This is a genomic window from Mesorhizobium sp. GbtcB19 (genome assembly GCF_019091085.1).
In the GTDB taxonomy this organism is placed as follows: Bacteria; Pseudomonadota; Alphaproteobacteria; order Rhizobiales; family Rhizobiaceae; genus Mesorhizobium.
The window spans coordinates 17,359-43,223 of record NZ_JAGXJY010000017.1 but is presented as its reverse complement, the minus strand read 5'-3'; the positions used below and the strand labels follow the sequence as shown (position 1 = coordinate 43,223).

Genomic DNA, 25,865 nt, shown 5'->3' with positions numbered 1-25,865 from the left:
CTCATTTCATGGCCGGCGCCGCCCCTTCGGGGTTCCTTCTCCCCGTAAACGGGGAGAAGGAAAAAGGGTTATGCCCGGCCCGGCCAGCCCTGCTTGAGCGCGAGCACACTGCCCGGCCCGTGGACCGCGGCGTAAAGCAGGCCGGCGGCGAAGGGGAAGTGCGACATGAAGGCGCCGAACTCAGCCTGCTCGGCGGCCCAGTGCGATGGGCCGTGGAAGGCGAAGCCAAGGAAGATGACATAGACCGCGCCGATCAGCGCCAGCGGCGTGAGCAACGCGCCGGTGAGGAAGGCGATGACCAGCAGCGCTTCGAGGATCGCCGCGCACCAGGCCAGGAACAGCGGGAACGGGAAGCCGGCGGCGGCGATGTAGCCGGCGGTGGCGCCCATATCCATGAACTTGAAGACGACGGCCATGGCGAACATGGCGGCGAAGATCAGGCGGGCGATGAGAATGGCGACGGTCTGCCAGGTCGATTGGGTGTTTTCCACGATTATCCCTCCGGATTGTTGAAGCGGTTGGTGCTCCAAGGACGGACGAAGGGCGATGGTTCCGACAGGGGGTGGAGAAAATTGTTCTGCGCGGCGCGGTTTCCTCGCCCCCGCCACAGGCGGGGGAGAGGTGGCGCGGCGAAGCCGCGACGGAGAGGGGGCAGCGCCGGCGATGGCAGGATGAACGCCACGCGACGAGCCCTTCCGGCCCGGCTCGGCACTCTACGAAAGCCCCTCTCCGGCCGCTTCGCGGCCACCTCTTCCCCCGCTTCGCGCGGGGCGAGGAAGAAGGCTCAGCCCGCCTTCGCCTGCGGCGGATGGCTTATCGATTCCCGCACGGTGCCGTATTCGGCGCCCCAGCGGTCGGTCATGTCGCAGCGTATGTCCCAGAGCTCGGGGAAGAAGCGGTGGCGGGCGCCGCCTTCGAGGATCTCCACCGGCCTGCCCTTCAGCGACTTCGAGCCCAGCCCGATCGAGCGGTGGATGAGATAAAGGTGGTTGGCGCGGAATTTCTGGAACAGCTCGTCGAACTCGATCAGCGCCTCGGCCACGACATAGGAATCGCCGTGGTCGTAGTGGGCGTCATAGATGTCCTCGACGGAGAGCCCGCGGCCGTCGAGATAGGCATGCTTGAAGGCCCGCCAAAGATCCGGCGGCAGGCGCAAAAGGAACTTGAAGCCCGGCGACTCCTGGCCGCTGCCATTGCCGAGCTGCAGGCGGATCTGCTGGTACTCCTTGGGCGACATGGTCTCCAGCAGATCGAGCTGCGCCGTCATCATGCGCATCAGCCGGTGGACGCGGCCCATCAGCGTGACGATGCGGTGCGTGTCCTGTTTTTCAAGATAGTCGAGCACGTCGACCAGCGTATAGGCGATGAGCTTCATCCAGAGCTCCTCGACCTGGTGCACGATCTGGAACTGCAGCTCATCGGCGTTGACCATCTCAGCCAGCGGCTTCTGGCAGGTCAGCAGCTTGTCGCATTGGAGGTAGACACCATAGTCGCGCATCTCCGGCGTCTCGATGCGGGCGTGGTAATCCGTTTTGTCCATGGCTCTTCTCCTCGCGCGGCATGGTTTGCGACCTTGCGACAAGGATAGCGCTTTGCGCTTGAACATTGTTCCTTTCTGTTATCCAAATGGCATGGAATGAAGGACGAATCTTGGATTTTCATGCCATGTTGGAGAACGAATAATGCTGGATGCTCTCGACCGCAGAATAGTCGCCGCGCTCGAGCGCGACGCGCGCATCTCCTTCGGCGAGCTGGCCGAGGAGGTCGGCTTGAGCAAGACGCCGTGCTGGAAACGGGTCAAGGCGCTGGAAGAGGCTGGAATCATCCGTGGCTATTCCACCCGCATCGACCCGGCCAGGATCGGCTTCGGCATCGAGGCCTTCATCCAGGTGTCGATCGACTTCGAGGTGTCGGACGCCTTCGAGGCGGCGGTGCAAAAACATCCGCTGATCCGCCGCTGCTACGCCACCACCGGCGAGGCCGACTATCTGCTCCAGATCGTCACCGTCGACATGATGGCGCTCGACCGGATGCTGCGCGAGGAGCTCAGCCGCCTGCCCGGCGTGCGCCGGACCGTGACGTCGATGGCGATGCGCGAGATCAAGGGCGACATCTCGTTCGCCGAAGCGGCGGCGCGCGCGGTGAGAGGCGCGCGCGACAAATGAACCGTGGACGCGGGCCGAGCGGGCCCGGCGTCGAGCAGCTGACTATTTCTGGGATGGTCGAGAACAGAGGTTCAACCCGTCTATAATCCCGCCCGGGGTTAGCGGGTGACTGATATCATGTCGATCAAAACAGGTTCGGAGCCTGCCGGGCGAATGTCGGCGGGACGCTTCGGTTTCGCCTTTACGGCCAATGCCGGCATCGCGCGCCGATCCTTCCCCATTCTGGCGGCGGCGCTACTGGCATCGACCATGCTGCTGCCGACGACGACGACGCGCGCGGCGTCGATCCTGTCCGAGCCGCGAGACGGGCTCCACCAGTCCATAGATCGGAAAGTCCTGCTGCAGGAGGCCAAGCGCGTTCTGCTGGCGCGAGCCGCAGGCGGCAACGGTGGCAATGGCGGTTCCGCGGGCGGAAACGGCGGTAATGGTGGTAACGGCGGTTCCGCGGGCGGCAATGGCGGAAATGGCGGCAACGGTGGTTCCGCGGGCGGAAACGGCGGCAATGGCGGCAACGGTGGTTCCGCGGGCGGCAACGGCGGAAATGGTGGCTCCGCAGGCGGCAACGGTGGCAATGGCGGTTCCGCTGGTGGCAATGGCGGAGACGCTGGCGGCAACGGTGGGAATGGCGGCTCCGCTGGTGGGAATGGTGGCAACGGTGGCTCCGCAGGCGGCAATGGCGGCTCCTCCGGAAATGGCGGCAACGGCGGCGCCGGAAATGGCGGCGGCAACGGTGGTTCAGGCGGCAATGGCGGCTCCGCTGGGAACGGTGGCTCCGGCGGGAACGGTGGCTCCGGTGGCAATGGCGGCTCCGGCGGCAACGGTGGCTCCGGTGGAAACGGTGGCTCCGGTGGAAACGGTGGTTCCGGCAGCAACGGCGGCTCGGGCGGCAATGGCAGTTCCGGTGGCAACGGCAGTTCCGGCGGGAACGGTGGTTCCGGCGGCAACGGCAGTTCCGGCGGGAACGGTGGTTCCGGCGGCAATGGCAGTTCCGGTGGCAACGGCAGTTCCGGCGGCAATGGCAGTTCCGGCGGCAATGGCAGCTCGGGCGGCAATGGCGGCCATGGCGGCGGCCATCACGACACCACCGGCGGCCGTTCGGACGGCGGCTCCCGTTCCTGCGGAGCCTCCCCGAGATCGTCTTGCTGACGCGGCTTTGACTTAAGGCGCGTCCCACTTAAACGGGTTCAGGCGACGCGCTTCCAGCTCCTGCCTTGATGCATGTCGCTGTCCCAAACCCTACGGGCCGGTGCGGTAGGCGAAATCGTCGATCGCGGCCTGCCAGTAATGCTGCGTCCGGATTTCGAGCCGCGTGATGCGGCTGTAATCGGCCGCGAAATAGACCAGACCGTTGGCGGACAGCGCCAGCTGATCCTCATAGGCAGGCTCATCGCCCCGCCAGGCCTTGAGGATGAGCGTCTCGCCCTCGGCGTCGTCCCAGCCGACGCCGAAATAGGCGCCGGTGAAATCGAACGGCTTGTCGCTGAACACCTGCGCCGGGTGGCCAGAGCTGTTATAGGCGATGAACTCGCCCGACATGGTGGTGTTGATGTAGCCCGGGCCGGCGGTGAAGCTCTGGTGCATGGCGACGAGATTGTACCAGTCGAGCCCGCCATAGCCCGACGGAATTTCGAACACGCCGGGCGACGTCATCAGGTCGTCGAAGCCGACAACATGCTCCGTGGGCAGCGGCGCCTCGGCAGGTCCGCCCTTGCCCGAAAACGTGGACAGCACCACCGGCGCCGCGCCGACGACGACATGCCGACGCTCTGTCGCCCCGCCGGCCGAAAAATCGACCAGCCATTCGCCGGGTGTCACTGGTGTGCTGAAGCGCCCGTCCGGGCCGACCTTGGCGGCGGACGAGACGCCGTCCGGCCCTGTGAGCGAAACGCGCGAGCCGGCAGCGACCGCGCCGCTGATCGTCAGATCCGCCGCGAGGCCGACCGGGTGCGTGGTGCGCGTGGCGATCATGTCGCCCGGCGATCCGGGCGAAACGACATAATCGCTTTCCTGCGCGGCGTTGCCGGTGGTGACGGAAAACCCTGGCGGCGGCACGACGCGGAACGCGTAGTGGCCGGGGTCGACCACTTCGAAATCGCGCTGGCTGACCGACATGCGGAAATTCGCGAAGCCGTCGACATTGGTCAGCCGCATGATGGTGCTGCCGTTCGGCTTGTCGAGCTCCACCGCCACGCGCGACATCGGCCGGTCGCCGAGATCGTAGACGCCGTTCCGGTTGAGGTCGCGGAACACGAGCAGCGAGGTGTTCATCTGGCCACCTTCGAAGGAACCCCATACGCGCTTGGGATAATAGTCGCTCGCATCGCCGGCACGCGCCGCGCCGCTGACCATGGTCAGGCCAATGGCCGCCGCGGCGACGCCCGAAAACAACAAACCACGCTTCACGAAATTTCCTCTCTGGCAGTCTCTGCCGGGCCGATCCCCTGGAGCCGCGCGATGACCCTGTCCACCGCATCGGCGTCGAAATAGGCGAGATAGAGCAGCACCATGGTGGCGCTGAAGGTGTAGACCGGCAGCGTCACATAGATGATGGCGTGGAAGGCCAGGCCGGGCAGCAGCAGATAGCGCCTTGCGCGGGGAAACGGCAGGCCGAAGGCGAGGCTGTATTCCAGCGCGACGACGGCGACGGACACGATCGTGGCGAACCAGGCAAGGCCGGCCGGATAGTCCGAACCCGCATAATACCAGAGGAATATCGCCTCGATCCGCGCGCCGCTCAGAAAGGCGTAGCTCGACTTGTCGTAGGCGGCGAAGAAATAGAGCACCGAGAGCTGCAGCACGATCAGCCGCAGTCCCCACAGATTGCCGCGCTCCGCCGGCAGCGGCAGGCCCGTGCGCTCGGCGCGCATCACCGCCAAATAGCGGTCCAGCGAATAGGAGCGGTCGCAGGGGGTGAGCGCGATCATGAGCGCCGCGACGGCAAGCAGATAGGTATGATGGTGGGTCCACGGCTCGCGCCCGAGCTGGAAGCCGAAATAATAGTACATCGCCAGGCCGACCGCGCCCGTCCAGACCGCGGCGGCGCGGCTGTGATAGCCGACGAAGAGCAGCGTCGTGGCGACGAAGAAGTTGGCCGCCAGAAACAGGCCGGCCGGCGACTGGTCCATATAGAGCAGCAGCTCGCCCGCCCAGCGCGACCAGAACAGCATCGCCAGGCCGATGCGGATCAACGCCGACGAACGCGACGAGCCCTCGGTGCCGACCGCCCAGCGGACGAAGCGCGCGGCAACAGCCTGCATCGAACGCCAGTCAGCGGCGGCGTCAGACGGCACAGGCATTTTCGGCATCGGTATGGATGATCTGCCAGCCGCCGCGCGTGGCCAGCCGCGCGCGGACACGAATGTCGGCGCCCTGCCCGGCGGCCGAGCAGAGCCGCTTGATGACGGAAGCCAGCTGCTCGCGGTTCTGGATCCACTTCAGCTTGCCGTTGCGCGGAGCGCCGAGCATCGCGAAGCGGTCGAGCGAGACAAGCGTGCCGTCAGGCTGACGGATTTCGAAGGAAGCGTCGATGACGCCGAGCCCAATCGCGCTGAACATGGTCCAGGAGCGCAGCCATGCCGATTGCACCCCGAAAACCTGTTCCGCGACCGGGCCGGCGATCATGAAGCCGGCGATCGCCATGAATGCGACAAGCCGCAAGCGTCCCGCCGACAGCCGCCGGACAGGCTCCGCGCCTGTTTCAATCGAGATGATGTCCGCCACCCGCGCACCCCCGCCGCGACTATAGACCGGATCAAGGCTCGTTCTGCGACCATCCCAGAAAAAGTCAGGGCTGGGCGCCTTCACGAACCCTCTTGACGACAAAAATCCTCAAACCCATATCGCCGTTGAGCCAGGGACACTGCTGCAGGTCCCGGCTCTCCTGACACTCAATTGTTCGTTCGATTTGGAGGATCTTATGAACGACCGGATGTTCGACAGCCCTGTTTTCGTCAAGAGCGGAAGCAGCCTCATCCAGGAAATCGCATGCATCGAGGACGCCTTGGAATTTCTCTACGAATGGCCGAAAAATAGGCGCGGCCCGATTTACGACACGGCGCTGCGAGCCTGCCAGAGGGCATTCGACAGCGACTACCCGCGAAGCGCCGCGAGGGACGCCTTCCGCGGTTTCGCAAAATCAGCCAACATTCTGGAAGAACTGAGCGCACCGCCGCCATGGATGGCCAGCGTCGGCGGCCGCGGCGGGCTGGCCGCCTGAAGTCTCGCGACGGAGGTTCGCGATGCTTTCAAAACCGTTCGAAAAACCGATCCGAGTTTGGGTCGGCATGGGGTTTCCTCGTCAGCTCAACACCGTGGTTGACGCATACCAGTTTGCCACTGATTGGTGCGGCAACAGTCCCGAACAGAAGGCCGCTATCCGCGCATGCAAGGCGGCACTGGTCGGAGACATCGACGCGGAGACGGCCAGAGGAATCTTTGCTGCCTTTGCCCGGAAGAAGGACATCCTCATCGAGGATGGAGACATGCCGCCGCCTTATTGGAAGGCGCGGCCGTCGCACGTCTAGAACTGGTGAGGCGGCGCCCACGCCGCCTCTGCCACGCCCCAAGTCATTCGATCCAAGTCGAGCAGTTTCCATGGCAAATGAACTTGCGATTAAATCCCCGTCCCTTGAGGCAAACGCGGCTCGCTACGATAGCGACTGCCAAGATGCGTTGGCTGCTCCAATAGACAATTTGTTAGATCAAGCCGAGGCCGCAGGATGGGATAGGACACGTGCCGCTTCCGCGTTAATGTATCTTGCCGCTAAAAGACTAAATAGCGCGGCGCCTAATTCGACGAAAATCCTTCGCTCGCCGGGTTGAGGCCCTTGCGCGCCGTCTCCTGCTCTTTCTCGGCATCGGCCTTGCGCTTCGGGCATTCCTCGAAATCATGGTCGCGGCCGCCGCAATAGGAGCAGCATTTGGCGGGTGTGTCGGGGTTGAACATCGAGGCCATTCCCAAGAATGCACGAAAACGTTTCGGGTTGCAGCAAATGCGTGAAGACGCCTGCAGCCGTTCAGCCCGATGCCCCGATATGCCTCTGCGCAATACCAGGAGCTCGCCGCTTGCGCGGCGGGCTCCCGTTCAGTCACCGCTCACGCATGGGCGTGGGGATGACGGAAGTCCCAGACGGCCCAGGCCGAAGCCACGACCACCAGCACGCCGAGGACGACATGCGTGGCCATGACATGCGTGTCAGCCGCAAAGCCCAAAAGCCAGGGCGACACGATCAGCCAGAGCCCGAGGACCGCGCTTACCCATTCTTCCCACTCGGCGAACACCGAAAGCGTCGCGAGCGCCAGGGCACCGAGCGCAACGCCGATAATCCAGGCGTTCCACGCGGGCACCATCGCCGCAGTGAATCCGATGACCCAGGGTGAGATGAACAGGCAGATCGCGAGGACCAGGGTGATCCAGTCCAGGCTCTTTCTTGCTTCCATCATTGCCATGACAACCTCCATAGATGAAGCTTGACCAAAGCAACTGCATCCGCGTGGACATTGCACGCTCGTCATTGATGTAATTACGCTTTTACCGCTCTACAAGGTGGTGCCGGGAGGGGGTCCGTTGCGCGTGGCGCGTCGGGACCCTACGTGCAAAGCATGGGAAAGCTCCTCGCGCTCAGTGCTCTGGCGATCGTTGGGATCACAAGCCCGTTTTGGTTGCTCGCGATCGTCGAGATCGCGAGCTTGTTTTGGAACTACCGCGAGACGGCTTCGATGGCCCTCAACCGCGGAAGTGGCGCCCCGCCGCCGATGCTGGACGAGCCTGGCGGCGAGCCGACATATGTCGCGCCGAGCGAGATCGGGACGAACCGGGCCCTCGATAAATCGGCGCCGGCGTCGAAATCGGCTAGCTGGCAGGTCGGAAGCCGACTCCTCACACGCTAAAGTCGCTCTCCGTGTCGGCGCCGAGCTGCGGCACGACGATCGCCTCGAGCGGGGCGTCGAGCGCCCATTTCACGCTGCCGGGCGAGCGTTCGAGGGTGGAGGAACCGCTCAGCGATTGCGGCGCCACCCGCTGCAGCACCACCGTGCCAAAACCCTTGCGCTCACCGGAATCCTTGCGCTCAGTCGCCTTCGGCGCGGTTGCGACGGCTGCCGCGCTGGATGTCTCGTGCCACAGAAGATGGAAGCGGCGCCGCGCATCCGGGCCGGTCTCGACCTTCCAGGTGATTTCGACATGGCCGCCCCCGGCGGCAAGCGCGCCGTATTTGGACGAGTTGGTGCCGAGTTCATGGAAGGCCATGCCGAGATTCTGCACCGCGTTCGACTGCAGTGTGAGCAGCGGCCCGGACAGCGAGATACGCTCCTCATGGCCGAAGGGCTTCAGATGTTCCTGGACGAGGTCGAACAGGCTGGCGCCGGCCCATTCCGAGGTGACGAGCAGGTCGTGCGAACGCGACAGCGCCATGATGCGGGCGCGGATCATCTGCTCGAACTCGGCGGGGTCGGTCGAGCGCTTGCTGGTTTCCCTGACCATCGACAGGATCACCGCGAACTGGTTCTTCACGCGATGGTTGACCTCGCGCATCAGGAGCCGGATGCGACGCTCGCTTTCCTTCGCGGCGGTGATGTCGCGGGCGATCTTGGAAGCGCCGACGATCTCGCCGGCACTGTTCTTGATCGGGGATATGGTCAGCGAAACGGCGATCAGCGATCCGTCCTTGCGCCTTCGGGTGGTCTCGAAGCTCGGGATGCGCTCGCCCCTTCCGATTCGCGCGATGATGTCGATTTCCTCGTGGTGCATGTGTTCGGGGATCAACATCAGGATCGACTGGCCGACGGCTTCCTCGGCGCTGTAGCCGAACACGCGCTCGGCCGCCTGGTTCCAGTCGGTGATGATGCTGTTCAGGTCCTTGGCGACGATGGCGTCATAGGAAGAATCAACGATCGCCGCGAGGCGCGCGTCAGCGCTTGCGTCCTGTCGGATAGTGCCCCCGGCGCCAGACATGCGCATTAGCTAGGGCCGGCGGAGGTCGGGGCAATGTGTCGGATGCGGGATTGCATCTTACGGCTTCGAGCTGCCAGGGCCATCGTCGGCCTTTTTGTCCGCCGATATCACGCCGAAATCCTGCGACTTCGCGCCGGTCTCGGCTTTCAGGAAGCCCTCGGCCGCGAGCCCGCGGCGCAACAGCTCGCGCACCGCGGCCGAGCGGCTCGGCATGCGCTTCTCGAAGCGCCAGTTCTCCAGCGCCGCCAGCTCGTCTTCGGTCAACATGATCTGAAGCCTTTGCGGCCGTTCGAGCTCAGCCATCCCTGCGTCCCTTAAAGCGATTGGGTGCCGCGAATGAGTAATTGCCTCACTATGAGTGAAAGTAGGGTTCGCACCATAGGACGTCAAGAATGGGCAAGCCGTGAAAAGTGAGGTATGCCAACAATACCCATGATGCTACGAAACCACCTTTGTTTCCTTATGCTAACTTGTTGATTTATTTATGTGTTTTAACATTTGTGTATTGCCATTGGCGCGACCTGGGCGCATGGTGGCGTCCAGAGGGACAACCGTCCGCGAAAGGAGGGTTTTCCAATGCCAAGAGGATTTTCCCACCGGCTGCGCGATGATGCCCACTGCAAGGTCCAGCATGCTCTGCGGACCAAGGGCATCGTCGACATCATTGGGCTGTCGGAAGAGATCAGGCTCAAGAACCTGGCGGAGAATGTCGCCCGCGAGGACATTGAAAGCCTGGTGCTGGAGGTTTCACAGCTCTACGGGGCGCCGATCGAGTTCGACGAGCACGCCCTGACGGCGCTCGACCTGCCCGAGGTTCTGGGCCCCGACAACCGCAATGATCTCGACAAAATGCTGGACAGCCGAACGCATAACGGCGACGGCACCGGCGATCTGCTGCAGTTGGACCGGGAATAGCACGACGCCATTTCGAACTATGGCGAAATGGCGTCCTTGGCTCTACGCCTTCTTCTGACGCTTCTGGGCGGGTTTCTTCGGCACAGCCACGGGCGCGTCGGCTTCCTGCGCAAGCCTGGCGGCGCGCAAGCGTTCGGTCTTGGCGACCCTGGCCTTTGCCTCAAGGTCCAGAATCTGCCGCGCGACACGGGACGTCATGTCGGTCTTGGCTTCCGTGCGGGATGCGACCGGCTTGAACAGGCCGGTATCCGGTAGAGACTTCATCGTTTTCTCCTTGTTTGACGCAATTCCGGACGGAAAACCGCGTCGCACTTTTCCTGATACGTCGAACAAAAAAGGCCGGGCTAAGCCCGACCTTCTCCAACGCGCCTGTGCGGCCGATGCCAGTACATCCGTGGTCAAAGGACCCCGAGGCGCTGTGATCAGGCGGCTTGCAGATTGTCTGCCGAGCTCTTGCCGTTGCGGGCGTCCTTCACGACGTCGAAGCTGACCTTCTGGCCCTCGACGAGAGAACGCATTCCCGCGCGCTCGACGGCCGAGATATGAACGAACACGTCCGGCTGGCCGCCGCCCTGCTCGATAAAGCCGAAACCCTTGGTGGCATTGAAGAACTTAACTGTTCCACTAGTCATTGCGATCTCCTTACAAATCGACGCAAAATTATACGCGCCCGGCAACTGCCAAGCGACGTACTTTTCGAAATTGAGATGGAAGATCGTAAGGGCGCAAATTCGCGCGGAAACAACGTTCGTTCAGCAAGATCGATTTTGAACATATAGCGCTTAATTTCAGAATCGGCAAGGGTTCCTCGGATAATACTTCCGAAACCGCGGATCGAGGCAGCGGTAACCAGCCACTGGGAACGAGCGACCGTACCCGCCTGGTGCGCCCGCCAGAGACGGCGCTCGACCTGCCCGAGGTACTGCGGTCCGACAACCGCAACGACATCGGCAAGGCGCCGCGGGAATGTTCCGCCGCTCGCGGATTTTTGAGGATGCGAGGGCCCGAAAGGCCTCCCGCTGCGTCAGACCTCAGCCCGCTTGAATATGACGCCGGCTTCCGGCAAGTGTCGTGTCCGCCAACATAGTTGAACGATGAAGCGTAAGGACAAGGCGGCGCCTTTCGTACCGACCGAAATCCATGTCGTGACGGTCGATGACGAGAAGGGTGCGCTCGGCATCCTCTCGATCAAGACGACCGAAGGCATTCTGGAAATCGCGCTGGACAGTCACGCCGCCTACGCCGTCGTGGACGCTATCGGCGCCATCCGCGTGAAGCTGGACCCCGGTATCTAAAAAGAAGCCCGGACCAGGAGCCGGGCAGAGAGAGGTCTTGGGAACATGCCGACCGGAGGAGCGCTCGTTCAGCGCTTGCTAATTTGCCGGATCATTATGACGGCCGGATGAAGCCTCGCTGGGCCGTATCTGTCTATCGCCAAGCATCAGCCTGTAGCCGTCGTCCAAAGTGGGGATGACCGTCAAAGCCTTTTTCGAGGAGTAAAAGGTCGCGATGGTTGCGGCAGCGCCGTCGTCGACGCGCTGCAATCGATAAGCCTCACGATAAGGCTTGTCTTCATCCACCAACGAAATCCCCCGAGGGATATAGGTTAGCCGTCTTTGATGACGCTTCGTGAGACGCCGGCCGATGCCCGCTCCGACGTCTCCACGAACCTGACCTAAGGGCGGTGGAAGGCCAGGCTTACTTGCCTGCCACCTTTTTCTTCACTTTCTTTGGCGCCTCTTCGATTGATCCTTGCGCCAGCCGGGCCTCGCGAAGACGCGCGGTCTTTGCAATTCTAGCTGCCGCCTCGCCGTCGATGATGGCGCGCGCGGTTTTCGTGGTGGCCTCGTTCTTGGCATCGCCTTTCGGCTTGAACACATTCAGCTCAGCCATGTGCTACCTCGCTATCGAAATAAAAAAGGCCGGGCGAACCCGACCTTCCCTCAAAACCTCGGCGCCGACGTCAGTACATCCGTGATCACGGGCGCCGACGCATGTTTTAGGCCGCCTGGAGGTTTTCCGCCGCGCTCTTGCCGCTGCGGTTATCCTTGACGACATCGAAGCTCACCTTCTGGCCCTCGACCAGCGAACGCATGCCAGCGCGCTCCACTGCCGAAATATGGACGAACACGTCAGGTTGTCCATTGCCCTGCTCGATGAAGCCGAAGCCTTTGGTTGCGTTGAAGAACTTTACTGTTCCAGTAGTCATGCGATTTCCTTTCAAATCGACGCCAAATCTTTCGCCCGGCTGACCCGCCGGACGTCACAATCTTCGAAATTGAGAGGAAAAATCGTTAGGGCGCACGCCCAAAAAACAACGTTCATTCAACAAGATCGATGCCACATATATAGCGCTCAATTTCATTCGCGGCAAGGTAAGGCCGCGCAATATTTCCAAGCGGCTCTCTTTGCACCAGGTCCGGCTGACGCGGCCCGCTGAGCACAACCCGGTGCCCGCGCGATGGTTCCGGCCGCCTGTCGATGCCCAAAGCAGAGCAACGGCGTTGAACTAGCCTCAAGACAGGATCAGAGGCGCGTGGGGGGCATGCGATGAAGGTCAATGTCGTCTACGCGCACCCGTCGCAAGACAGCTACCAGGCGTCGCTGCACCGGCGTGTCGTGGCAGTCCTGAAGGCCAGGGGCGACGAGGTCGTCGACTTCGATCTCCATGCCATGAAATTCGATCCGGTCATGCCGTCCGCGGAGTTGAAGGGCCACGCCGGTCCGTCTGCCGCGCCGGCGGAGCTGCAGGTCTATATCGATGCGCTGCAATGGGCCGAAGCATGCGTGTTCTGCTTCCCGGCCTGGTGGTCGGGCATGCCCGCCATGCTCAAGGGATATTTCGACCGCGTGTGGCGACCGGGCGTTGCCTTCGAGCTGCCGACCGACGGCGGCACGATCAAACCGGCGCTTTTGAACATCCGCCGGATGGGCGTAGTCACCACCTTCGGCTCGCCATGGTGGTACACCAGGCTCTACATGCAGGACCCGGGCAGAAAGGTGCTTTTGCGCGGCTTGAAGTCGATGTGCGGGCGCACGGAGAAACACCTGTATCTGGCGAAATATTCGGTGGAGAGCATTTCCAACGAGGAGCGGGAAAAATTCGCCCGCAAGGTGGAGCGGCGGTTCGAACGATTTTGACGAGTCCCGCCGCCAAGATTGCTCGCCAGGCGCAACTTCGCCGGGTGACGAGGCGAATCCAGTCGGCCGTAATTTGCAATGGCAAACAATGGATATATATTAGCTGACTAATTGATTCATGGCGCGGTGAACCGATGGCCAAGAAGAAGAGCAGACAGACCGCTTCCGGCATTGCGGCAGCCTCCCGTGCCGAGATCCAGGAGGCGGCTTATTTTGCCCGCAAATGCGGACTCACCCGCGACGAGGCTTTGCAGTTGATCCGCGAGGCCCATGCCCCGGCCGCCAAGCCGGCCGAGAGCGGGAAGCGCAGGCACTGACCACTATCGTCGAACATGAGGACCGCCTCATTGACCCGTCTGCGGCGGCACTTCGCCCGGCTTGATCACCGGCATGTCGCTGCCGATCGGCGGTGGCGTGGTTGCGTTCTGGTCGCCGGTCGGCGGCGGCTTCAGCACGCCGCCGCAATTGCCGAGCTGCTTCGACAATTCGTCCGCGGCGGCCTCCTGCTTCGGCTTTTGCTGCTGGTCGTTGGCGTCGGGCTTGACCTGGCAGTCCTGCGCCTGCACGTCTTTCAGCTGGGCGGCAGTCTGGGCCGCCGCCGGCAGCGCCGATAGCAGGACGACGGCAAACCCAAAGAGCGTTCTCCTCATCGGATTCTCCTCGTGTCTCCAATGCTGTCACCCGGTACAACGCATGCCGGCAAAAAAGGTTGGCTCCGCAAAAAGGTCGAGGCCGGTTTGTCGCATCTCGGCACGACGCCCGGGCATACATCAAAGTTAAATGCGGTCGCCGCCCCGCGGTGCTAACCGTTCACCCTTGGGGGGACTCTTCGGGAGGAGTCCCATGGACGTTCGAAGCTTTATCGGCAGCCTGTCCGCCGCATTGCTGCGCCGGCGTGCCGCCATGCCGCCGGTCCCTGTCAGGGTGATCCGCGCTTCGCTGGCCGAGGTGCCGCTCAGGCCGCGTCCCAGGCCGCCGCATCGGCCGACGCCGCCGATCCGGCCCGCGAGCAATATGTAGCCTCGCAATTTTAGTCCGGACTTGCCCGCCGGATGCAACCGACCGGGCAAGTCATCGTTTACGGCCATCCCCAAGCTTGTGGTGCATCATGAAATCATTGCGTTTGAACAGCCCGCTTTTCGTCCTCGCCGCCGCCATGATCACGGCCGCGCCCTTTGTCGGCCTTGCCTGGCGCACGCACCAATGGCTCGGATGGTGAACGACCGATGAGCCGATTTTTGCCCCTCACCATCCGCTTCATCAGCGGCGGCACGATGATGGTCACGACGGTCGCCGAGGCCAGGAAGGCGCTCGACGGCACATGGAAGAACAAGGAGGCGCCGGCCTATCTCGATGCGGTCCGGCTGGTCGATGACGCGATCGCGGGCACCTGCCGGCCGGCGGTTGCCTTCGCCGCCTTCAAGAAGGTCGCCAGAGAGCAGGGCCTGCTGAAGTCGGCGCAGCCAAGCGCCGCGCTCACCATGCTCGACGAGCTGTGGTCGCGCTCCAAGGCGCCGCCGTGAAGCTGCGCAACGCGGAGAAGGTGCAGATATTCGAGGCTTCGCTGACGCTGGACTCGGCCTGGAGCTGAGGCGCCAGCGTTGCATCCGCCGGAGGCGAGCATGTTCGCAGATTTCGAGGCATTGGAGATCGACACCGGCGCGGCAAGGATCTTCGCCCGTCGCGCCGGCAGCGGGCCTGGCCTGCTCCTGCTGCACGGCTTTCCCCAAACGCATCTGATGTGGCGCGACGTGGCGCCCGGCCTGGCGCGCGATTTCACCGTCGTCTGCGCCGATTTGCGCGGCTACGGGCAAAGCTCGTGCCCGCCATCGGCCGCCGACCATGCGCCCTACGCCAAGCGCGCCATGGCCGCCGATATGGTGGCGCTGATGGAGACGCTCGGTTTTCAGCGCTTCATGGTCGCCGGCCACGACCGCGGCGGGCGCGTCGCCTACCGGCTGGCGCTCGATCATCCCGACCGCGTCGGGAAGCTCGCCGTGCTCGACATCATCCCCACAGCCGATGCCTGGGACCGGGCGGATGCAAGGCTGGCGCTCGGCTATTGGCCGTGGTCGGTGCTGGCGCAGCCCGAGCCGCTGCCGGAGGCGATCCTGGCGACCGCCGCCGAGGCTGTTGTCGACAATGCGCTGTCCGGTTGGGGATCGGCACCCGACGCGTTCCCGCCCGGCGTGCGGCAGGCCTATGTCGACGCTTTGAGCGACCCGGCGCACATCCATGCGATCTGCGAGGAATATCGCGCCGCGGCATCGCTCGACCGCGAGCACGACCGTGCCGACCGGGAGGCCGGCCGGCGCATCGCCTGCCCGGTGCTGGCGTTGTGGAGCGAGCATGGGGCGCTGGCCGAATGGTACGGCCAGGAAGGCGGACCCTTGGCGCTGTGGCGAAACTGGGCGGACGACGTCAGCAGCGGCGCCCTGCCCGGCGGCCACTTCTTTCCGGAGGAGTCGCCGATCGAGACTGCGGCCACGCTCGACGCCTTCTTTTCCGGACGCTAAAGCGCGTCGCGTCTGAACGGCCTGATGCGACGCGCTTTAGGTTTGTTGCTTTTATGCATGTCGTTATCCCAAAACCGCCGCGCACTTTTGGGCGACATGCATTAGGATTCAACCATGCCGGGAGATTGGCGCGTGCCGACGCCGCCAGGCCCGAATCACACAAGCATCAGGCAAAGCACCGGCAGGGCCGCCAGACCGATCGCCATGGCGATCAGCGTGACGTGGCCGAGACGCTCGGCGCGCCTGGCAATGGCGGCGACCTCGTACTCATCGTTGATGGCATCGAGGAAGGAAAGGTCGGCACGGGTGGCATGGTTGTTGTCGTTGGCAGGCAGGCTTTCGCCCTCCTGCCGGGCGGGCTTTGCAGAGATGTAGGTCAAAACGTCGTCTCGCTCCGAAGCCGACTCTAGCGGCCTTCTTGTTCGTGGATATTGGTGCCCGCCGGATTTGCGCGGTGGGCGATCGGCGGGCACCAGCATGACCGGCGATGGAGGGGGCTTTTCTCGTCGGCCGCTCACCAATTCGCAGAAATCACATTGGTTGCACAAGCCAGCCCAATGCGTTGTCCCGGTCGGACTTCAGTCTGACCCCAAGTCACGAAATATTTCGGCCGGAACATCTGTTGCCAATACCCGCTTGACAAACGCCTTTCCTTTGCCCGGGCTGCATCCGCAATGGAACATCTTGCGCCTCCTCCAGTTCCCTTAGGACCGGCGCCTCAAGGGCCGCCACCGCAGGATGTTTCATGGAGGCACCAATGTCCCTGCATACGCTTCATCCCGAACGTGTCGACGAGACCCGCATCCAGGCCTATTCGACCTTCGGCCCGCTGCTGATCCATGCCCTGGCTGAGAAACTGGCGCGGCGCGAGGGCATGCGCGCGTTGGACAAGCTCGAACAGTCGCTGGTGCGCCTGGTCGACGAGGCCGAAATTGCCGCGCCGGATGCCGAGGCGATGAAGGAATTCGCGGTCGAGCTTGTCGTCTCGACGTTGCGCAACGTGCGTGAGCATCCCGACGCCAAGCACGATCTGGAAGAGATCGACGGCCGTCGCACCGAAGGCCGGTCGGAGAACCCGGACACGCTGGAAGAGCAGTTGCAATCCGGCCTCGAAGACAGTTTCCCCGCCAGCGATCCGCCGGCCGTGGTCTCGACCGCGATCACCGGCGGCGCGAAGGACATTGTCGGCACCGATGAGGTGCTGCGCCGCAAGAAGGCGGCGCGCCACGGGCGGCCGGCAGACTGAAAGCAAAGGAGGCCTGCGATGACCCGCGCAAACGACAATATCCCGCACCGCCCTGGCGCCGCCCACGCGCCGGCGACCGGCAACCTGCCGACCAAGGGCGGCGACGATCCCGATGTCCGCTTCCTGGCGGAGAACACCGATCTGTCGCCGAACCAGGCGCGCGAGCTGATCCGCGAGCATGGGCATGACCGCGACAAGCTGCTCGAGATTGCACGAACCATGAAGGCCGAGGGCTGAGCGCCCCAATCGCCGGAGAAGAAAAATGCCACGTGGCGACAAATCGAAATACACCGACAAGCAGGAACGCAAGGCCGACCATATAGCCGAGGGCTATGAACATCGCGGCGTATCGGAAAAGGAAGCCGAGCGGCGCGCCTGGGCGACCGTCAACAAGGACGATGGCGGCGGCAAGAAGGAAGGCGGATCGGGGCGCGGCCAGCACACCGGCAATCCGGCCGCGCACAAGGGCGGCAGGATGGGCGGCAAGGCCTCGGGCGAGCGCTCGGCTGCGGACCGCTCGGCTTCGGCCAAGAAGGCGGCCGCGACGCGCAAGAGGAATGAGAGCCACGCCCAGCATTGATGCAAGCCGCATAGCTCTGCCCGCTGATGCATAAGCTTTTCCCAGCATTGCATGCTAGAGCCATGAAGGGGTGCAAGGGCGCGCCCCTAAGTCTCTTTACTTCGACGAGGGCGGCAACGGATGAGGTTCGCCACGATGGTTTCAACGGCGGTGTTCATCACCGCCGTCTGGCTATTTCTTTACATGAAAGTACATATTGTCCAAAAGCATGATGGATTTGGAAAGTTTGCGCGATTTGGATTTAAGAACCAAACCTATATCGATTGGGATATTGCGAGAAGAAATCCTGAATTCGTTCGTGAATGGAATATGAAAATACCGAAATACCAGGCGGTATTTATATTTGGCGTGATTCAGTTCGTTGCGACCTGGTTTGCAGCCATCATCTCATCAATCTGAGGGTGGCAAGAACAAAAGCCGATCATCTCCCCACGCGGGCAGATCAGCCCCGCTACAGCGGCATCTCCGAGGTCTGCTTGATCGTCTGGCTGGGCACGTCCGTCTTGACGTTCTGCACGCCCTTGATGCGGCTCAGGTGTTCCGACTGGAAGCGGCGGTAGTCGTCGATGCCGGCGGCCACGATCCGCACCATGGCGTCGCAGTCGCCGAGCATCAGATAGCACTCCATCACTTCGGGGAATTTCGCCACCTCGGCGGCGAAGTGCTCGATCGTGTCCTCGTCCTGCTGTTTCAGCCAGATGCGGGTGAAGAAGGTCTGGCCGCGGCCGATCTTGGCCGGGTTGAGCACCGCGACATAACGGTCGATGACGCCGGCCTCCTCCAGCAGTTTCACGCGGCGCAGGCATGGCGACGGCGACAGGCCGACCTCCTTCGCCAGATCGTTGTTGGCCATGCGCCCGTCGCGCTGCAGGGAGCGCAGGATGCGTCTGTCGATGTCATCCAGCTTCATGGTTCAAGATTCCAATCTTCTGCCTTAGTGCGCTATTCAATGCCAAATCGTGGCAGAAATGGCGCATCTTCGCAACCCGATTGCCGGGCATTTCGGCTATGGTGCGGCCACCGATAACCCACAACCGAACGAGAGAACGGCGACCGCAAGGCCCGCCGAAGGCAGAGCCATGAGCGTTTCCGAGATCGCCCTTGCCGAGGGCCAGACCAACAGCGGGCGCGGCGGAGAGTTCCGGCGCGGGCTTGCCGCCTCGACACCGGTGCTGCTCGGCATCATCCCCTATGCGCTGGTGCTCGGCGCCCAAGCCGCGCAGAAGGGCCTTTCCGTCGTCGAGGTGCCGCTGATGACCGGCCTCAACTTCGCCGGCGGCTCGGAATTCGCCGCGATCCAGCTCTGGACCTCGCCGCCGCATATCCTTCTGATCGCGGCCATCACGCTGTTGGTCAACAGCCGGCATTTCCTGATGGGCGCGGCACTCGCGCCGTTCATCAGGCATTTGCCGAAGCGACAGGTTTTTCCGGCGCTGTTTTTGATGTGCGACGAGAGCTGGGCGGTGGGCCTGGCGGACGCGCAGCGCCGCGCCGCCGCCGGCATGCGGCCGGGCTTCAGCCTGCCTTTCTACCTGGGCGCCGGCCTGCCCTTCTACCTCGCCTGGGTGGCGTTCACGACCTGCGGCGCGGCGCTCGGCCCGGTGCTCGGCGATGTCGAGAGATATGGTTTCGCGATGGCCTTCCCGGCCGTCTTCCTGGTGTTGCTGCGGGGCATGTGGAAGGGCTTCGCGGCGGCGCGGCCCTGGCTGGTCAGCCTCACGGTGGCGGCGCTCACCTATCTCGTCGTGCCCGGCGCCTGGTATGTGGCGGCCGGCGCGCTGTCCGGCCTGGTGGCCGCGTGGTTCCTGGCAGGTGACAAATGATCGACCCGATGACCGTGTTCGCCATCCTGGCGATGGCTGGCGTGACCTATCTGACCCGCATCGGCGGCTATGTAATGCTCAAGAACCGCACGCTCAGCCCGCGCGCCACGGCGGTGATGGAAGCCGCGCCCGGCTGCGTGCTGATCTCGGTGATCGCGCCGGACTTCGTTTCCAAGAACCCGGCCGACCTCGCGGCCCTGGTCATCACGCTGCTTGCCGCGACCAGGCTGTCGATGCTGCCGACAGTGGTGGTCGGGGTGGCCTCGGCGGGCGTGTTACGATGGCTGATGGGGTAAACGGTCTCAGCCGACGTAGAGGCCGAGATCGTCCGGGTGGCCGCCCTGCCCGCCGGCGTGCTGCTTCAAGGCGGAATCCAGCCGGTCACTGTGTTGCGGATCGACGATCGCATTGACGAGCGTATCGAGTGGGACGCCGAGTTGATCCAGGCCAAGCTGCCTTTCGATCTCAGCGATCGCTGACGGAGACTGCCGTTTGAATGCTTCTACGGCGTTCTTGATCGCCGAACCGTAGGAAGACACGGAATCATACTCCGTCAGATCGACCCCGAACTCCTTGCCCGCGCGTTCCATCAGCCGGACCTTCGTCGCCGTGATGTTGAGGCTGTCGACGCTGAACTTGGATGCCGAGTCCGCAGGCTCCGCCTGCGTGATCGGCAAAGCCGCCGGGCCGGAGACGCTCGCAACAAAGCTGTCCACGGCCGGCCTGGCCGCTGGCGGCAGGCGCTGCGGCTGCAGGATCACAAGCGCGGTGTTGAGCGTCGAGGACATCGCCGGGTCTCGCGGGCGCCCGTCCGTCATGGATCGGACGCCGGACAATCGAGCCAAGACGTCATGTCCGAGCAGAGCGTTTCACAGGCAATAAGCCCGATTGTCCTAAGAGTTCGATAGAACGATGGTTCACCTTTTAACGATGGCCTGCGCCATCTCTTTGTTTCGGCTCAATCCCTGACGAAGAACCAGGACAAGATCTCCGGGCCTGACCCTTTTTCCTGAAATCGCTCTAAACGAGGCCGGCAGGCAGAGCCTGTCCCCTGCCTGCCGGTCTTGTCCATCCGGGATTGCCGCCCTCAGCCTCGATGGGTTCAGTCGTCGCCCCCGCCATCATGGCCACCGCTGTCCCCACCGCCATCGTGGCCGCCGCTGTCGCCGCCGCCGTCGTGGCCGCCGCTGTCGCCGCCCCCGTCATGGCTGCCACTGTCCCCGCCTTCGTGGTCGCCATCGTGATCCTCGCCCTGATCGTCGCCGTCCTGGTCGCCTTCATGCGAGCCGGAGGCGGCGTTGTCCCCGCTATGCCCGGCCTCGTCATTCTCGGCAGCCTCGTGGTCGCCGCCGACGCTGGATGTGTTGACCTGATCGTCATCATCGCCGGCCGTGGACGCCGCCGTCACCCCGCCGCCATTGTCCGAGCTCGCATGGGATGGCTGGGTGGCGAAGATGCCCAGCAGGCCGATTGCGGTTGCCGCAAGCAAGGGAAGGGTTTTCATCCAGGCGCTCCGATTCGCTTTGTGATCTCGGATCATCATCGTAGCGGATTACGGCGTCCTTAAATGAGTAATTGCAATTTTAGCAACTACTTATTTTACAGCACCCAGCCTGGCATGCGGCCGTTCCGGTGACATCGTGCCGCTGACAGCTCTCGCCACGATGGCCTCCAGCGGCTCCGGCCGATGCAGGAAATAGCCTTGGCCATAGGCGACGCCCATGCCCATGAGGATCTCCAGCGCGTTCTTCTCCTCGACCTTCTCGGCCACCACCGCAGCGCCCATCGAACGGGCGATGCCGGTGATCGCCGAGACGATCTCGCGGTCGAAGCGGCTGTCGGCGATGTGCTCGACGAAGGAGCCGTCGATCTTGATGGCGTCGATGGGGAAGCGCCTGAGATATTCGAACGAGCTCATGCCGGCGCCAAAATCGTCGAGGCTGACGCGGCAGTGGCGCTCACGCGCCCGGCGCACGAATGCCTCGGCCGCGTCGAAATTGGTCACGGCGGCGGTCTCGGTGATCTCGAAGCCGACGGCGGAAGGCGGCGCGCCGCTTTCTGCGATGGCCTGGTCGACGAAACTCCAGAGCTGCGGGTCGGAAAGCGTCTGCGCCGACAGGTTGAAGTCGAGCGAGATTGCGCCGGCGCGCATTGCCTCGCCATGGCGCAGCATCGCGGTGTGGATGATCCAGCGGTCGAGCCGGGCGGCAAGCCCGAAGCGTTCGGCCACCGGCACGAAATCGATGGGCGGGATCATCTTGCCGTTGCGGCCTTCGAGCCTGGCCAGAACCTCGACATGGCGGCTGTCTTGCCATGGCAGGCCGAGCTGGTGGATTTCCTGGCCGTAAAGCTTCAGCCGGCCGTCCTCCATCGCATCGACCAGGTCGGCGGCGAGCCGCGCGGCGTTGAGACCGCCGGAGCCGGCAACCGAGTCCGGCGAGAACACGGCGAAACGGTCACGGCCGCCGGCCTTGGCCGCGTAGCAGGCGTCGTCGGCGCAGGCGAGTGCGTCGGCCACGCTCATGTTGCGGTCGCGCACGAAGGCGATGCCGATGCTGGCGGCAAGCCGGCGCGAGCTGACGGCCGAGCCGAGATCGGCGTCTCGCACGGCCGCGAGCACGGCGCGGGCAATGCGCTCGGCACAGGCGTCGTTGCAGTTTGGCACCATCAGCGCGAACTCATCGCCGCCGAGACGCGCCGCATGCGCCGGCGCTGGCAGGCTGGCGACGATCCCGGCAGCCACGCTCTTCAGCGCCATGTCGCCGGCGGCATGGCCGGCATAGTCGTTGAGCGCCTTGAAGTAATCGAGGTCGACATAGAAGACCGCGAGCGGCAGGCGCTCGGCCAGGGCGATGTTTTCGGCGAGCAGCCGGTCGAAGGCCGAGCGGTTGAGCAGCCCTGTCAGGGCGTCGTGACGCGCGGCGAAGGCAAGCCCCTCGGCGCGCGTCTTCTCCTCGGTGATGTCGCGCACCGTGCCCAGCACCTGGCCGGCCGAGCCGACATCGGCGACGAAGCGCACCAGCGATTCGAGGTGGCGGACCTGGCCGTCACGCCGGATGATGCGGTATTGCGAGGCCACGACTTCGTTGGAACCGGTCGGCAGCAGGTGCGCCCGCTCGGTGGCTTCCTTGTCGTCGGGATGCAGGAAGGTATGCCAGAGGCCGGCGTCGACCTCGTCCTTGTCGGCAACGAGGCCGAAGATCTCGCGGCTGCGCGCGTCCCAGTAGCTCTTCCTGGTGCCGATGTCGTGGTGCCAGATGCCGGTGCCGCTGGCGGCGAGCGCGAGACGAAAGCGGATGTTGACCTGCTCGAGCGCCGCTTCGGCCTCTTTCTGGCGGGTGATGTCGGTCTGCACGCCCATCAGCTTGAGCGGCTTGCCGTCGGCGTCCCATTCGACAATGCCACCGCGGTCGAGCACCCAGACCCAGTGGCCGTCCTTGTGGCGCAGGCGCAGTTCGGTCTCGATGGAATCGACAAGGCCGACAATATGGCGGTCGCCGCTTTCCTGCGCGCGCTGGCGGTCGTCGGGGTGGGTGAGCCTCAGCCAGAGATCGGAGGTGTTGGCGAGCTCGCCCTCCTCATAGCCCAGCATCTTCGACCAGGTCGGCGAATAGTAGCAATCGCCGGTCGACAGATTCCAGTCCCATAGGCCGAGATGAGCGCGGTCGAGCGCCAGCGCCCAGAACTTGCCGTTGCGTTTGTTGTCGTCCGCCATTCTTTGTTCTTGCCATCCAGTCCCGGCAATACTGCATGAAAGCAGAGAAAAAAGAGTTACCGGGGGTGGCTCGCTGGACAGGTCGCACTCCGTCCCACCCCCCTCTGCGCTGCCGGGCATCTCCCCCGCAAGGGGGGAGATTGGCAGCGTCGTCCGCTCCGCTTCTCCTGCAGCGTTGGAAATTGGCGAAGCCGGCGAAGAGATTGATCTCCCCCCTTGCGGGGGAGATGTCCGGCAGGACAGAGGGGGGTGCCTCGCGCCAGCGCGTTTGACCTTCCTAGCCCACCGCCAGCCGCCGCCTCACCACCGCCGCATGAAACCGCGCGCCGTGCAGCAGGCCTTCGTCGTTGAAATCATAGGCCGGGTTGTGCAGCGGCGCGGTGTCGCCATTGCCCATGAAGATGAAGCATCCCGGCACATGATCGAGGAAGCGGGCGAAATCCTCCGAAGCGGTCATCGGCTCAGCCGCGACGCGAACGGCGTCGTCGGCCAGCACCGTCCTAGCCGCCGCAAGTGCCTCATCGACAAGCGCCGCGTCGTTGATCAACGGCACGAACTCGCGCGTGTAAGTGACTTGAGCCCCGACATTATAGGCCTGCGCAGTGCCTTCGGCGATGCGGCGCATCTCGTTTTCGATCGCGGCGCTCACCTCAGGCCGGAAACTGCGGCAGTCGCCGAGGATGCGCGCCATGCCCGGCAGCGCATTGCGGGTGCCGTCGGTGATCAGTTCGGTCACCGAGACGACGCCGATATCGGCCGGGCTCAGGCGCCGCGAGACGATGGTCTGCAGATTGACGACCAGTGCGCAGGCCGCGACCAGCGTCTCCTGTGCGGCATGCGGCCGCGCCGCGTGGCCGCCGAGGCCCTTGAGCACGATCTCGAAATTGTCCTCGGCCGACATCACCGGGCCGCTCCGCGTCTCGAAATGGCCGACGGCCAGGCCGGGCATGTTGTGCAGCCCAAAAATCTCCTCGAAGGGGAAGCGCTCCAGCAGGCCGTCATCGAGCATCGCCAGCGCGCCCTTGCCCCATTCCTCGGCCGGCTGGAAGATGAAGCGCACCGTGCCGTCGAAGCCGCCTTCGCCGGCGAGCAGCTTGGCGGCGCCGAGCAGCATCGATGTGTGGCCGTCATGGCCGCAGGCATGCATGGTGCCGGGCGCCTGTGAGCGCCAGGCTTGCGTGCCCTGTTCGGCGATGCGCAGCGCATCCATGTCGGCGCGCAGCGCAATGGCTCGATTGCCGCTGCCACGGGTCAGCGTACCGACGACGCCGGTGCCGCCGATGCCTTCGGCCACTTCCAGCCCGAAGTCGCGCAGCTTCTGCGCCACGAAGGCGGCGGTGCGCTTTTCCTCGAAACCGAATTCGGGATGGGCGTGGAGGTCGTGCCGCCACGCCGTCATTTCGCGATGCAGCGCCTGCTGGTCGAGTTCAGCCATCGTCGCCCTCAAGCCTCCCTAAAGCACTTCCGGACGGAAAACCGCTTCGCACTTTTCCTGGAATTGCTCTCTATTCTTGACGCAATTCCGGACGGAAAACCGCTTCGCACTTTTCCTGGAATTGCTTCAGGCAGTCTGCAAAAACACCTCTTCCGGCGCCATGCCGACCAGCTCGGCAAAGCGGCCATGGTCGGTCGCGCCCTCGGAGTTGATGACGAGCACGCGCGAATGGGTGTCGAGACCGAGCGCCGTGCGCATTTGCCTGTCGCCGGCGGCGCGGACCAGCCCGGCGAGCCCTGCCCCGCCGCTCTCGCCGGAGACGATGGCCGGATCATTGCCCAGGGGCCGCGCCAGCCGCTTCATCACCGCGACCGCGTCCTCTTCGTCCACCGTCATGAAGGCATCGCCGACACGCATCAGCACGCGCCAGGCGACGAGCGAAGGCTCGGCGCATTCGAGCATCGTCATGACGGTCGACTGCTGATTTGCGATCGATACCGGACGTCCGGCCTCAGCCGAGGCGAAGACGCAGGCCGAGCGCTTCGGCTCGACCACGATCGCCTTCGGCCGCCTGTCGCCCAGCATGACCGCCATATGGCCGGCAATCGCCGCCGCGAAACCGCCGACGCCGGCCTGGAGGAAGACATGCGTGGGCGGCTCGGCCATGCGCCGAAGCGTCTCGCGCACGATCACCGTATAGCCCTGCATGACCAGGCCGGGCACGCGCTCATAGCCCAGCCATGAGGTGTTGGAGACGATCTTCCAGCCGCGCTCGGCGCCGACGCGTGCGACCTCGCGCACCGCATGGTCGTAGCCGCCCTCGACCTCGACGATCTCGGCGCCGAAGCGGGCGATGGCCGCGACACGCTCGGCGCTGACGCCAGCGTGGACGAAGATCACCGAGCGTGCGCCGACCAGGCCGGCGCCCTGCGCGACCGAGCGGCCATGGTTGCCGTCGGTGGCGCAGACGAAGATCATGCCGGAGGCGATCTGGCGCACTTTAGCGTCGTTTATCTCGCTGATATCGACATCGCGCCCGAGCCACTTGCCCGCCTCCTCCAGCACCAGGCGGATGACGGCATAGGCGCCGCCCAGCGCCTTGAAGGAGCCAAGGCCAAGACGCTGGCCCTCGTCCTTGACGTGAAGCGCGGCGACGCCGAGCTTGTCGGCCAGTGTCGGCAAGGCGAGCAGCGGTGTTTCGGCATGGTTATCGCGCGCCTTGAGGTAACGCTCGGCCCGCGCGCCGCCGGCCATGCCGAGGGACTCTGCATCGGCGGCAACCAACGGCTGGTTGTGTTCTGGACGTTGGTTGAGAAGCAGCATGCTAGTTTCCTGCAAGGCACTGAAACTCTGTCGGCGGGCGCGAATCCGGCGGGA

At 64.1% G+C, this 25,865-nt stretch carries 40 protein-coding genes; 18 read left to right on the top strand and 22 right to left on the bottom strand.

What is annotated here, in order from left to right:
• Positions 1–68: 68 nt before the first annotated feature.
• Together KVT37_RS24445 and KVT37_RS24440 are read right to left on the bottom strand one after the other, a co-directional pair.
• On the bottom strand, positions 69–491 hold the full coding sequence (locus KVT37_RS24445) for a DoxX family protein (protein WP_217577578.1): 423 nt from the start codon (positions 489–491) through the stop codon (positions 69–71).
• 293 nt (positions 492–784) lie between these two features.
• Positions 785–1,540, bottom strand: a complete 756-nt coding sequence (locus tag KVT37_RS24440) for a tryptophan 2,3-dioxygenase family protein (RefSeq protein WP_217577577.1) — start codon at positions 1,538–1,540, stop codon at positions 785–787.
• A gap of 142 nt (positions 1,541–1,682) precedes the next feature.
• Between KVT37_RS24440 and KVT37_RS24435 the strand changes: the two genes are divergently transcribed.
• Both KVT37_RS24435 and KVT37_RS24430 read left to right on the top strand, forming a co-directional pair.
• The gene (locus KVT37_RS24435; RefSeq protein ID WP_217577576.1) at positions 1,683–2,165 is read left to right on the top strand and encodes an Lrp/AsnC family transcriptional regulator; all 483 of its coding nucleotides are present in this window, start codon (positions 1,683–1,685) and stop codon (positions 2,163–2,165) included.
• 117 nt (positions 2,166–2,282) lie between these two features.
• Positions 2,283–3,311: a hypothetical protein gene (locus tag KVT37_RS24430; protein WP_217577575.1), complete on the top strand. Its 1,029-nt coding sequence runs from the start codon at positions 2,283–2,285 to the stop codon at positions 3,309–3,311.
• Positions 3,312–3,401: 90 nt separating this feature from the next.
• Here the strand turns inward: KVT37_RS24430 and KVT37_RS24425 are convergent, their stop codons facing one another.
• From KVT37_RS24425 to KVT37_RS24415, 3 genes are read right to left on the bottom strand one after another with little or no spacing between them, the layout of a single operon-like run.
• The gene (locus tag KVT37_RS24425) at positions 3,402–4,568 is read right to left on the bottom strand and encodes an SdrD B-like domain-containing protein (protein WP_217577574.1); all 1,167 of its coding nucleotides are present in this window, start codon (positions 4,566–4,568) and stop codon (positions 3,402–3,404) included.
• Positions 4,565–5,461 carry an HTTM domain-containing protein gene (locus KVT37_RS24420; protein ID WP_217577573.1) on the bottom strand — a complete coding sequence of 299 codons (897 nt, stop codon included), beginning with the start codon at positions 5,459–5,461 and terminating at the stop codon, positions 4,565–4,567. The genes KVT37_RS24425 and KVT37_RS24420 overlap by 4 nt, the downstream gene beginning before the upstream one ends.
• On the bottom strand, positions 5,445–5,822 hold the full coding sequence (locus KVT37_RS24415) for a hypothetical protein (protein ID WP_217577572.1): 378 nt from the start codon (positions 5,820–5,822) through the stop codon (positions 5,445–5,447). Before KVT37_RS24415 ends, KVT37_RS24420 begins: the two co-directional genes overlap by 17 nt.
• A gap of 259 nt (positions 5,823–6,081) precedes the next feature.
• On the opposite strand from KVT37_RS24415, the gene KVT37_RS24410 reads away from it, so the two are divergent.
• Together KVT37_RS24410 and KVT37_RS24405 are read left to right on the top strand one after the other, a co-directional pair.
• A complete protein-coding gene (locus KVT37_RS24410) occupies positions 6,082–6,381 on the top strand; it encodes a DUF982 domain-containing protein (protein ID WP_217577571.1) in 300 nt (99 codons plus the stop codon).
• 22 nt (positions 6,382–6,403) lie between these two features.
• Positions 6,404–6,688: a DUF982 domain-containing protein gene (locus KVT37_RS24405; RefSeq protein WP_217577570.1), complete on the top strand. Its 285-nt coding sequence runs from the start codon at positions 6,404–6,406 to the stop codon at positions 6,686–6,688.
• A 263-nt stretch (positions 6,689–6,951) separates the two neighbouring features.
• On the opposite strand, the gene KVT37_RS24400 is transcribed toward KVT37_RS24405, so the two are convergent.
• Both KVT37_RS24400 and KVT37_RS24395 read right to left on the bottom strand, forming a co-directional pair.
• On the bottom strand, positions 6,952–7,110 hold the full coding sequence (locus KVT37_RS24400) for a hypothetical protein (protein WP_217577569.1): 159 nt from the start codon (positions 7,108–7,110) through the stop codon (positions 6,952–6,954).
• A 149-nt stretch (positions 7,111–7,259) separates the two neighbouring features.
• Entirely contained in the window at positions 7,260–7,613 is a 354-nt protein-coding gene (locus KVT37_RS24395; RefSeq protein ID WP_217577568.1) for an SPW repeat protein, read from the bottom strand.
• 153 nt (positions 7,614–7,766) lie between these two features.
• Between KVT37_RS24395 and KVT37_RS24390 the strand changes: the two genes are divergently transcribed.
• Positions 7,767–8,054 carry a hypothetical protein gene (locus KVT37_RS24390; RefSeq protein ID WP_217577567.1) on the top strand — a complete coding sequence of 96 codons (288 nt, stop codon included), beginning with the start codon at positions 7,767–7,769 and terminating at the stop codon, positions 8,052–8,054.
• Here KVT37_RS24390 and KVT37_RS24385 read toward each other — a convergent pair.
• Complete coding sequence (locus KVT37_RS24385) at positions 8,044–9,117, bottom strand: sensor histidine kinase (protein WP_217577566.1); 1,074 nt, start codon at positions 9,115–9,117, stop codon at positions 8,044–8,046. The two genes, KVT37_RS24390 and KVT37_RS24385, sit on opposite strands and share 11 nt — an antisense overlap.
• 57 nt (positions 9,118–9,174) lie before the next feature.
• A complete protein-coding gene (locus KVT37_RS24380) occupies positions 9,175–9,420 on the bottom strand; it encodes a hypothetical protein (protein ID WP_217577565.1) in 246 nt (81 codons plus the stop codon).
• Between the two features lie 273 nt (positions 9,421–9,693).
• Here KVT37_RS24380 and KVT37_RS24375 point away from each other — a divergent pair, with 273 nt between their 5' ends.
• On the top strand, positions 9,694–10,032 hold the full coding sequence (locus KVT37_RS24375; protein WP_217577564.1) for a hypothetical protein: 339 nt from the start codon (positions 9,694–9,696) through the stop codon (positions 10,030–10,032).
• 42 nt (positions 10,033–10,074) lie between these two features.
• Here the strand turns inward: KVT37_RS24375 and KVT37_RS24370 are convergent, their stop codons facing one another.
• Both KVT37_RS24370 and KVT37_RS24365 read right to left on the bottom strand, forming a co-directional pair.
• Positions 10,075–10,296 (bottom strand): hypothetical protein, encoded by a 222-nt coding sequence (locus tag KVT37_RS24370; protein ID WP_217577563.1) that lies wholly within the window; start codon positions 10,294–10,296, stop codon positions 10,075–10,077.
• 158 nt (positions 10,297–10,454) lie between these two features.
• Positions 10,455–10,664 carry a cold-shock protein gene (locus KVT37_RS24365; protein ID WP_217577562.1) on the bottom strand — a complete coding sequence of 70 codons (210 nt, stop codon included), beginning with the start codon at positions 10,662–10,664 and terminating at the stop codon, positions 10,455–10,457.
• Between the two features lie 462 nt (positions 10,665–11,126).
• Between KVT37_RS24365 and KVT37_RS24360 the strand changes: the two genes are divergently transcribed.
• The gene (locus KVT37_RS24360; RefSeq protein WP_217577561.1) at positions 11,127–11,327 is read left to right on the top strand and encodes a hypothetical protein; all 201 of its coding nucleotides are present in this window, start codon (positions 11,127–11,129) and stop codon (positions 11,325–11,327) included.
• Between the two features lie 78 nt (positions 11,328–11,405).
• Here the strand turns inward: KVT37_RS24360 and KVT37_RS24355 are convergent, their stop codons facing one another.
• From KVT37_RS24355 to KVT37_RS24345, 3 genes are all read right to left on the bottom strand, one after another.
• Positions 11,406–11,612: a hypothetical protein gene (locus tag KVT37_RS24355; protein WP_217577560.1), complete on the bottom strand. Its 207-nt coding sequence runs from the start codon at positions 11,610–11,612 to the stop codon at positions 11,406–11,408.
• 118 nt (positions 11,613–11,730) lie between these two features.
• A complete protein-coding gene (locus KVT37_RS24350) occupies positions 11,731–11,925 on the bottom strand; it encodes a hypothetical protein (RefSeq protein WP_217577559.1) in 195 nt (64 codons plus the stop codon).
• A gap of 106 nt (positions 11,926–12,031) precedes the next feature.
• Positions 12,032–12,241, bottom strand: coding sequence for a cold-shock protein (locus tag KVT37_RS24345; protein WP_112097787.1), 210 nt, complete (start codon positions 12,239–12,241; stop codon positions 12,032–12,034).
• 341 nt (positions 12,242–12,582) lie between these two features.
• Here KVT37_RS24345 and KVT37_RS24340 point away from each other — a divergent pair, with 341 nt between their 5' ends.
• Together KVT37_RS24340 and KVT37_RS24335 are read left to right on the top strand one after the other, a co-directional pair.
• A complete protein-coding gene (locus tag KVT37_RS24340; RefSeq protein WP_217577558.1) occupies positions 12,583–13,173 on the top strand; it encodes an NAD(P)H-dependent oxidoreductase in 591 nt (196 codons plus the stop codon).
• A 134-nt stretch (positions 13,174–13,307) separates the two neighbouring features.
• Positions 13,308–13,490 (top strand): hypothetical protein, encoded by a 183-nt coding sequence (locus KVT37_RS24335; RefSeq protein ID WP_217577557.1) that lies wholly within the window; start codon positions 13,308–13,310, stop codon positions 13,488–13,490.
• A 27-nt stretch (positions 13,491–13,517) separates the two neighbouring features.
• On the opposite strand, the gene KVT37_RS24330 is transcribed toward KVT37_RS24335, so the two are convergent.
• Positions 13,518–13,823: a hypothetical protein gene (locus tag KVT37_RS24330; RefSeq protein WP_217577556.1), complete on the bottom strand. Its 306-nt coding sequence runs from the start codon at positions 13,821–13,823 to the stop codon at positions 13,518–13,520.
• Between the two features lie 193 nt (positions 13,824–14,016).
• Here KVT37_RS24330 and KVT37_RS24325 point away from each other — a divergent pair, with 193 nt between their 5' ends.
• The 3 genes from KVT37_RS24325 to KVT37_RS24315 all read left to right on the top strand — a co-directional run bounded on the left by KVT37_RS24325 (position 14,017) and on the right by KVT37_RS24315 (position 15,689).
• Complete coding sequence (locus KVT37_RS24325) at positions 14,017–14,193, top strand: hypothetical protein (protein WP_217577555.1); 177 nt, start codon at positions 14,017–14,019, stop codon at positions 14,191–14,193.
• Between the two features lie 206 nt (positions 14,194–14,399).
• Positions 14,400–14,696 (top strand): DUF982 domain-containing protein, encoded by a 297-nt coding sequence (locus KVT37_RS24320; protein WP_217577554.1) that lies wholly within the window; start codon positions 14,400–14,402, stop codon positions 14,694–14,696.
• 99 nt (positions 14,697–14,795) lie between these two features.
• A complete protein-coding gene (locus KVT37_RS24315; protein WP_217577553.1) occupies positions 14,796–15,689 on the top strand; it encodes an alpha/beta fold hydrolase in 894 nt (297 codons plus the stop codon).
• 155 nt (positions 15,690–15,844) lie between these two features.
• On the opposite strand, the gene KVT37_RS24310 is transcribed toward KVT37_RS24315, so the two are convergent.
• Complete coding sequence (locus KVT37_RS24310) at positions 15,845–16,069, bottom strand: hypothetical protein (protein WP_217577552.1); 225 nt, start codon at positions 16,067–16,069, stop codon at positions 15,845–15,847.
• A gap of 377 nt (positions 16,070–16,446) precedes the next feature.
• Between KVT37_RS24310 and KVT37_RS24305 the strand changes: the two genes are divergently transcribed.
• The 4 genes from KVT37_RS24305 (at position 16,447) to KVT37_RS24290 (ending at position 17,914) form a co-directional block, all read left to right on the top strand.
• Positions 16,447–16,935 (top strand): hypothetical protein, encoded by a 489-nt coding sequence (locus KVT37_RS24305; RefSeq protein WP_217577551.1) that lies wholly within the window; start codon positions 16,447–16,449, stop codon positions 16,933–16,935.
• Between the two features lie 18 nt (positions 16,936–16,953).
• Entirely contained in the window at positions 16,954–17,172 is a 219-nt protein-coding gene (locus KVT37_RS24300; protein ID WP_217577671.1) for a hypothetical protein, read from the top strand.
• Between the two features lie 25 nt (positions 17,173–17,197).
• Entirely contained in the window at positions 17,198–17,515 is a 318-nt protein-coding gene (locus KVT37_RS24295; protein ID WP_217577550.1) for a plasmid stabilization protein, read from the top strand.
• A 120-nt stretch (positions 17,516–17,635) separates the two neighbouring features.
• Positions 17,636–17,914: a hypothetical protein gene (locus KVT37_RS24290; protein WP_217577549.1), complete on the top strand. Its 279-nt coding sequence runs from the start codon at positions 17,636–17,638 to the stop codon at positions 17,912–17,914.
• A 52-nt stretch (positions 17,915–17,966) separates the two neighbouring features.
• Here KVT37_RS24290 and KVT37_RS24285 read toward each other — a convergent pair whose 3' ends face one another.
• Positions 17,967–18,425, bottom strand: coding sequence for an Lrp/AsnC family transcriptional regulator (locus KVT37_RS24285; RefSeq protein WP_217577548.1), 459 nt, complete (start codon positions 18,423–18,425; stop codon positions 17,967–17,969).
• A 169-nt stretch (positions 18,426–18,594) separates the two neighbouring features.
• Between KVT37_RS24285 and KVT37_RS24280 the strand changes: the two genes are divergently transcribed.
• Entirely contained in the window at positions 18,595–19,338 is a 744-nt protein-coding gene (locus KVT37_RS24280) for an AzlC family ABC transporter permease (RefSeq protein WP_217577547.1), read from the top strand.
• Complete coding sequence (locus KVT37_RS24275; RefSeq protein ID WP_217577546.1) at positions 19,335–19,634, top strand: AzlD family protein; 300 nt, start codon at positions 19,335–19,337, stop codon at positions 19,632–19,634. Before KVT37_RS24280 ends, KVT37_RS24275 begins: the two co-directional genes overlap by 4 nt.
• 6 nt (positions 19,635–19,640) lie before the next feature.
• On the opposite strand, the gene KVT37_RS24270 is transcribed toward KVT37_RS24275, so the two are convergent.
• From KVT37_RS24270 to KVT37_RS24250, 5 genes are all read right to left on the bottom strand, one after another.
• Positions 19,641–20,126: a hypothetical protein gene (locus KVT37_RS24270; RefSeq protein WP_217577545.1), complete on the bottom strand. Its 486-nt coding sequence runs from the start codon at positions 20,124–20,126 to the stop codon at positions 19,641–19,643.
• A 314-nt stretch (positions 20,127–20,440) separates the two neighbouring features.
• The gene (locus KVT37_RS24265; RefSeq protein ID WP_217577544.1) at positions 20,441–20,842 is read right to left on the bottom strand and encodes a hypothetical protein; all 402 of its coding nucleotides are present in this window, start codon (positions 20,840–20,842) and stop codon (positions 20,441–20,443) included.
• 90 nt (positions 20,843–20,932) lie between these two features.
• Positions 20,933–23,053 (bottom strand): EAL domain-containing protein, encoded by a 2,121-nt coding sequence (locus KVT37_RS24260; protein ID WP_217577543.1) that lies wholly within the window; start codon positions 23,051–23,053, stop codon positions 20,933–20,935.
• 277 nt (positions 23,054–23,330) lie between these two features.
• The gene (locus KVT37_RS24255; RefSeq protein WP_217577542.1) at positions 23,331–24,488 is read right to left on the bottom strand and encodes a M20 aminoacylase family protein; all 1,158 of its coding nucleotides are present in this window, start codon (positions 24,486–24,488) and stop codon (positions 23,331–23,333) included.
• Between the two features lie 126 nt (positions 24,489–24,614).
• The gene (locus KVT37_RS24250; protein WP_217577541.1) at positions 24,615–25,811 is read right to left on the bottom strand and encodes a diaminopropionate ammonia-lyase; all 1,197 of its coding nucleotides are present in this window, start codon (positions 25,809–25,811) and stop codon (positions 24,615–24,617) included.
• Positions 25,812–25,865 lie beyond the last annotated feature (54 nt).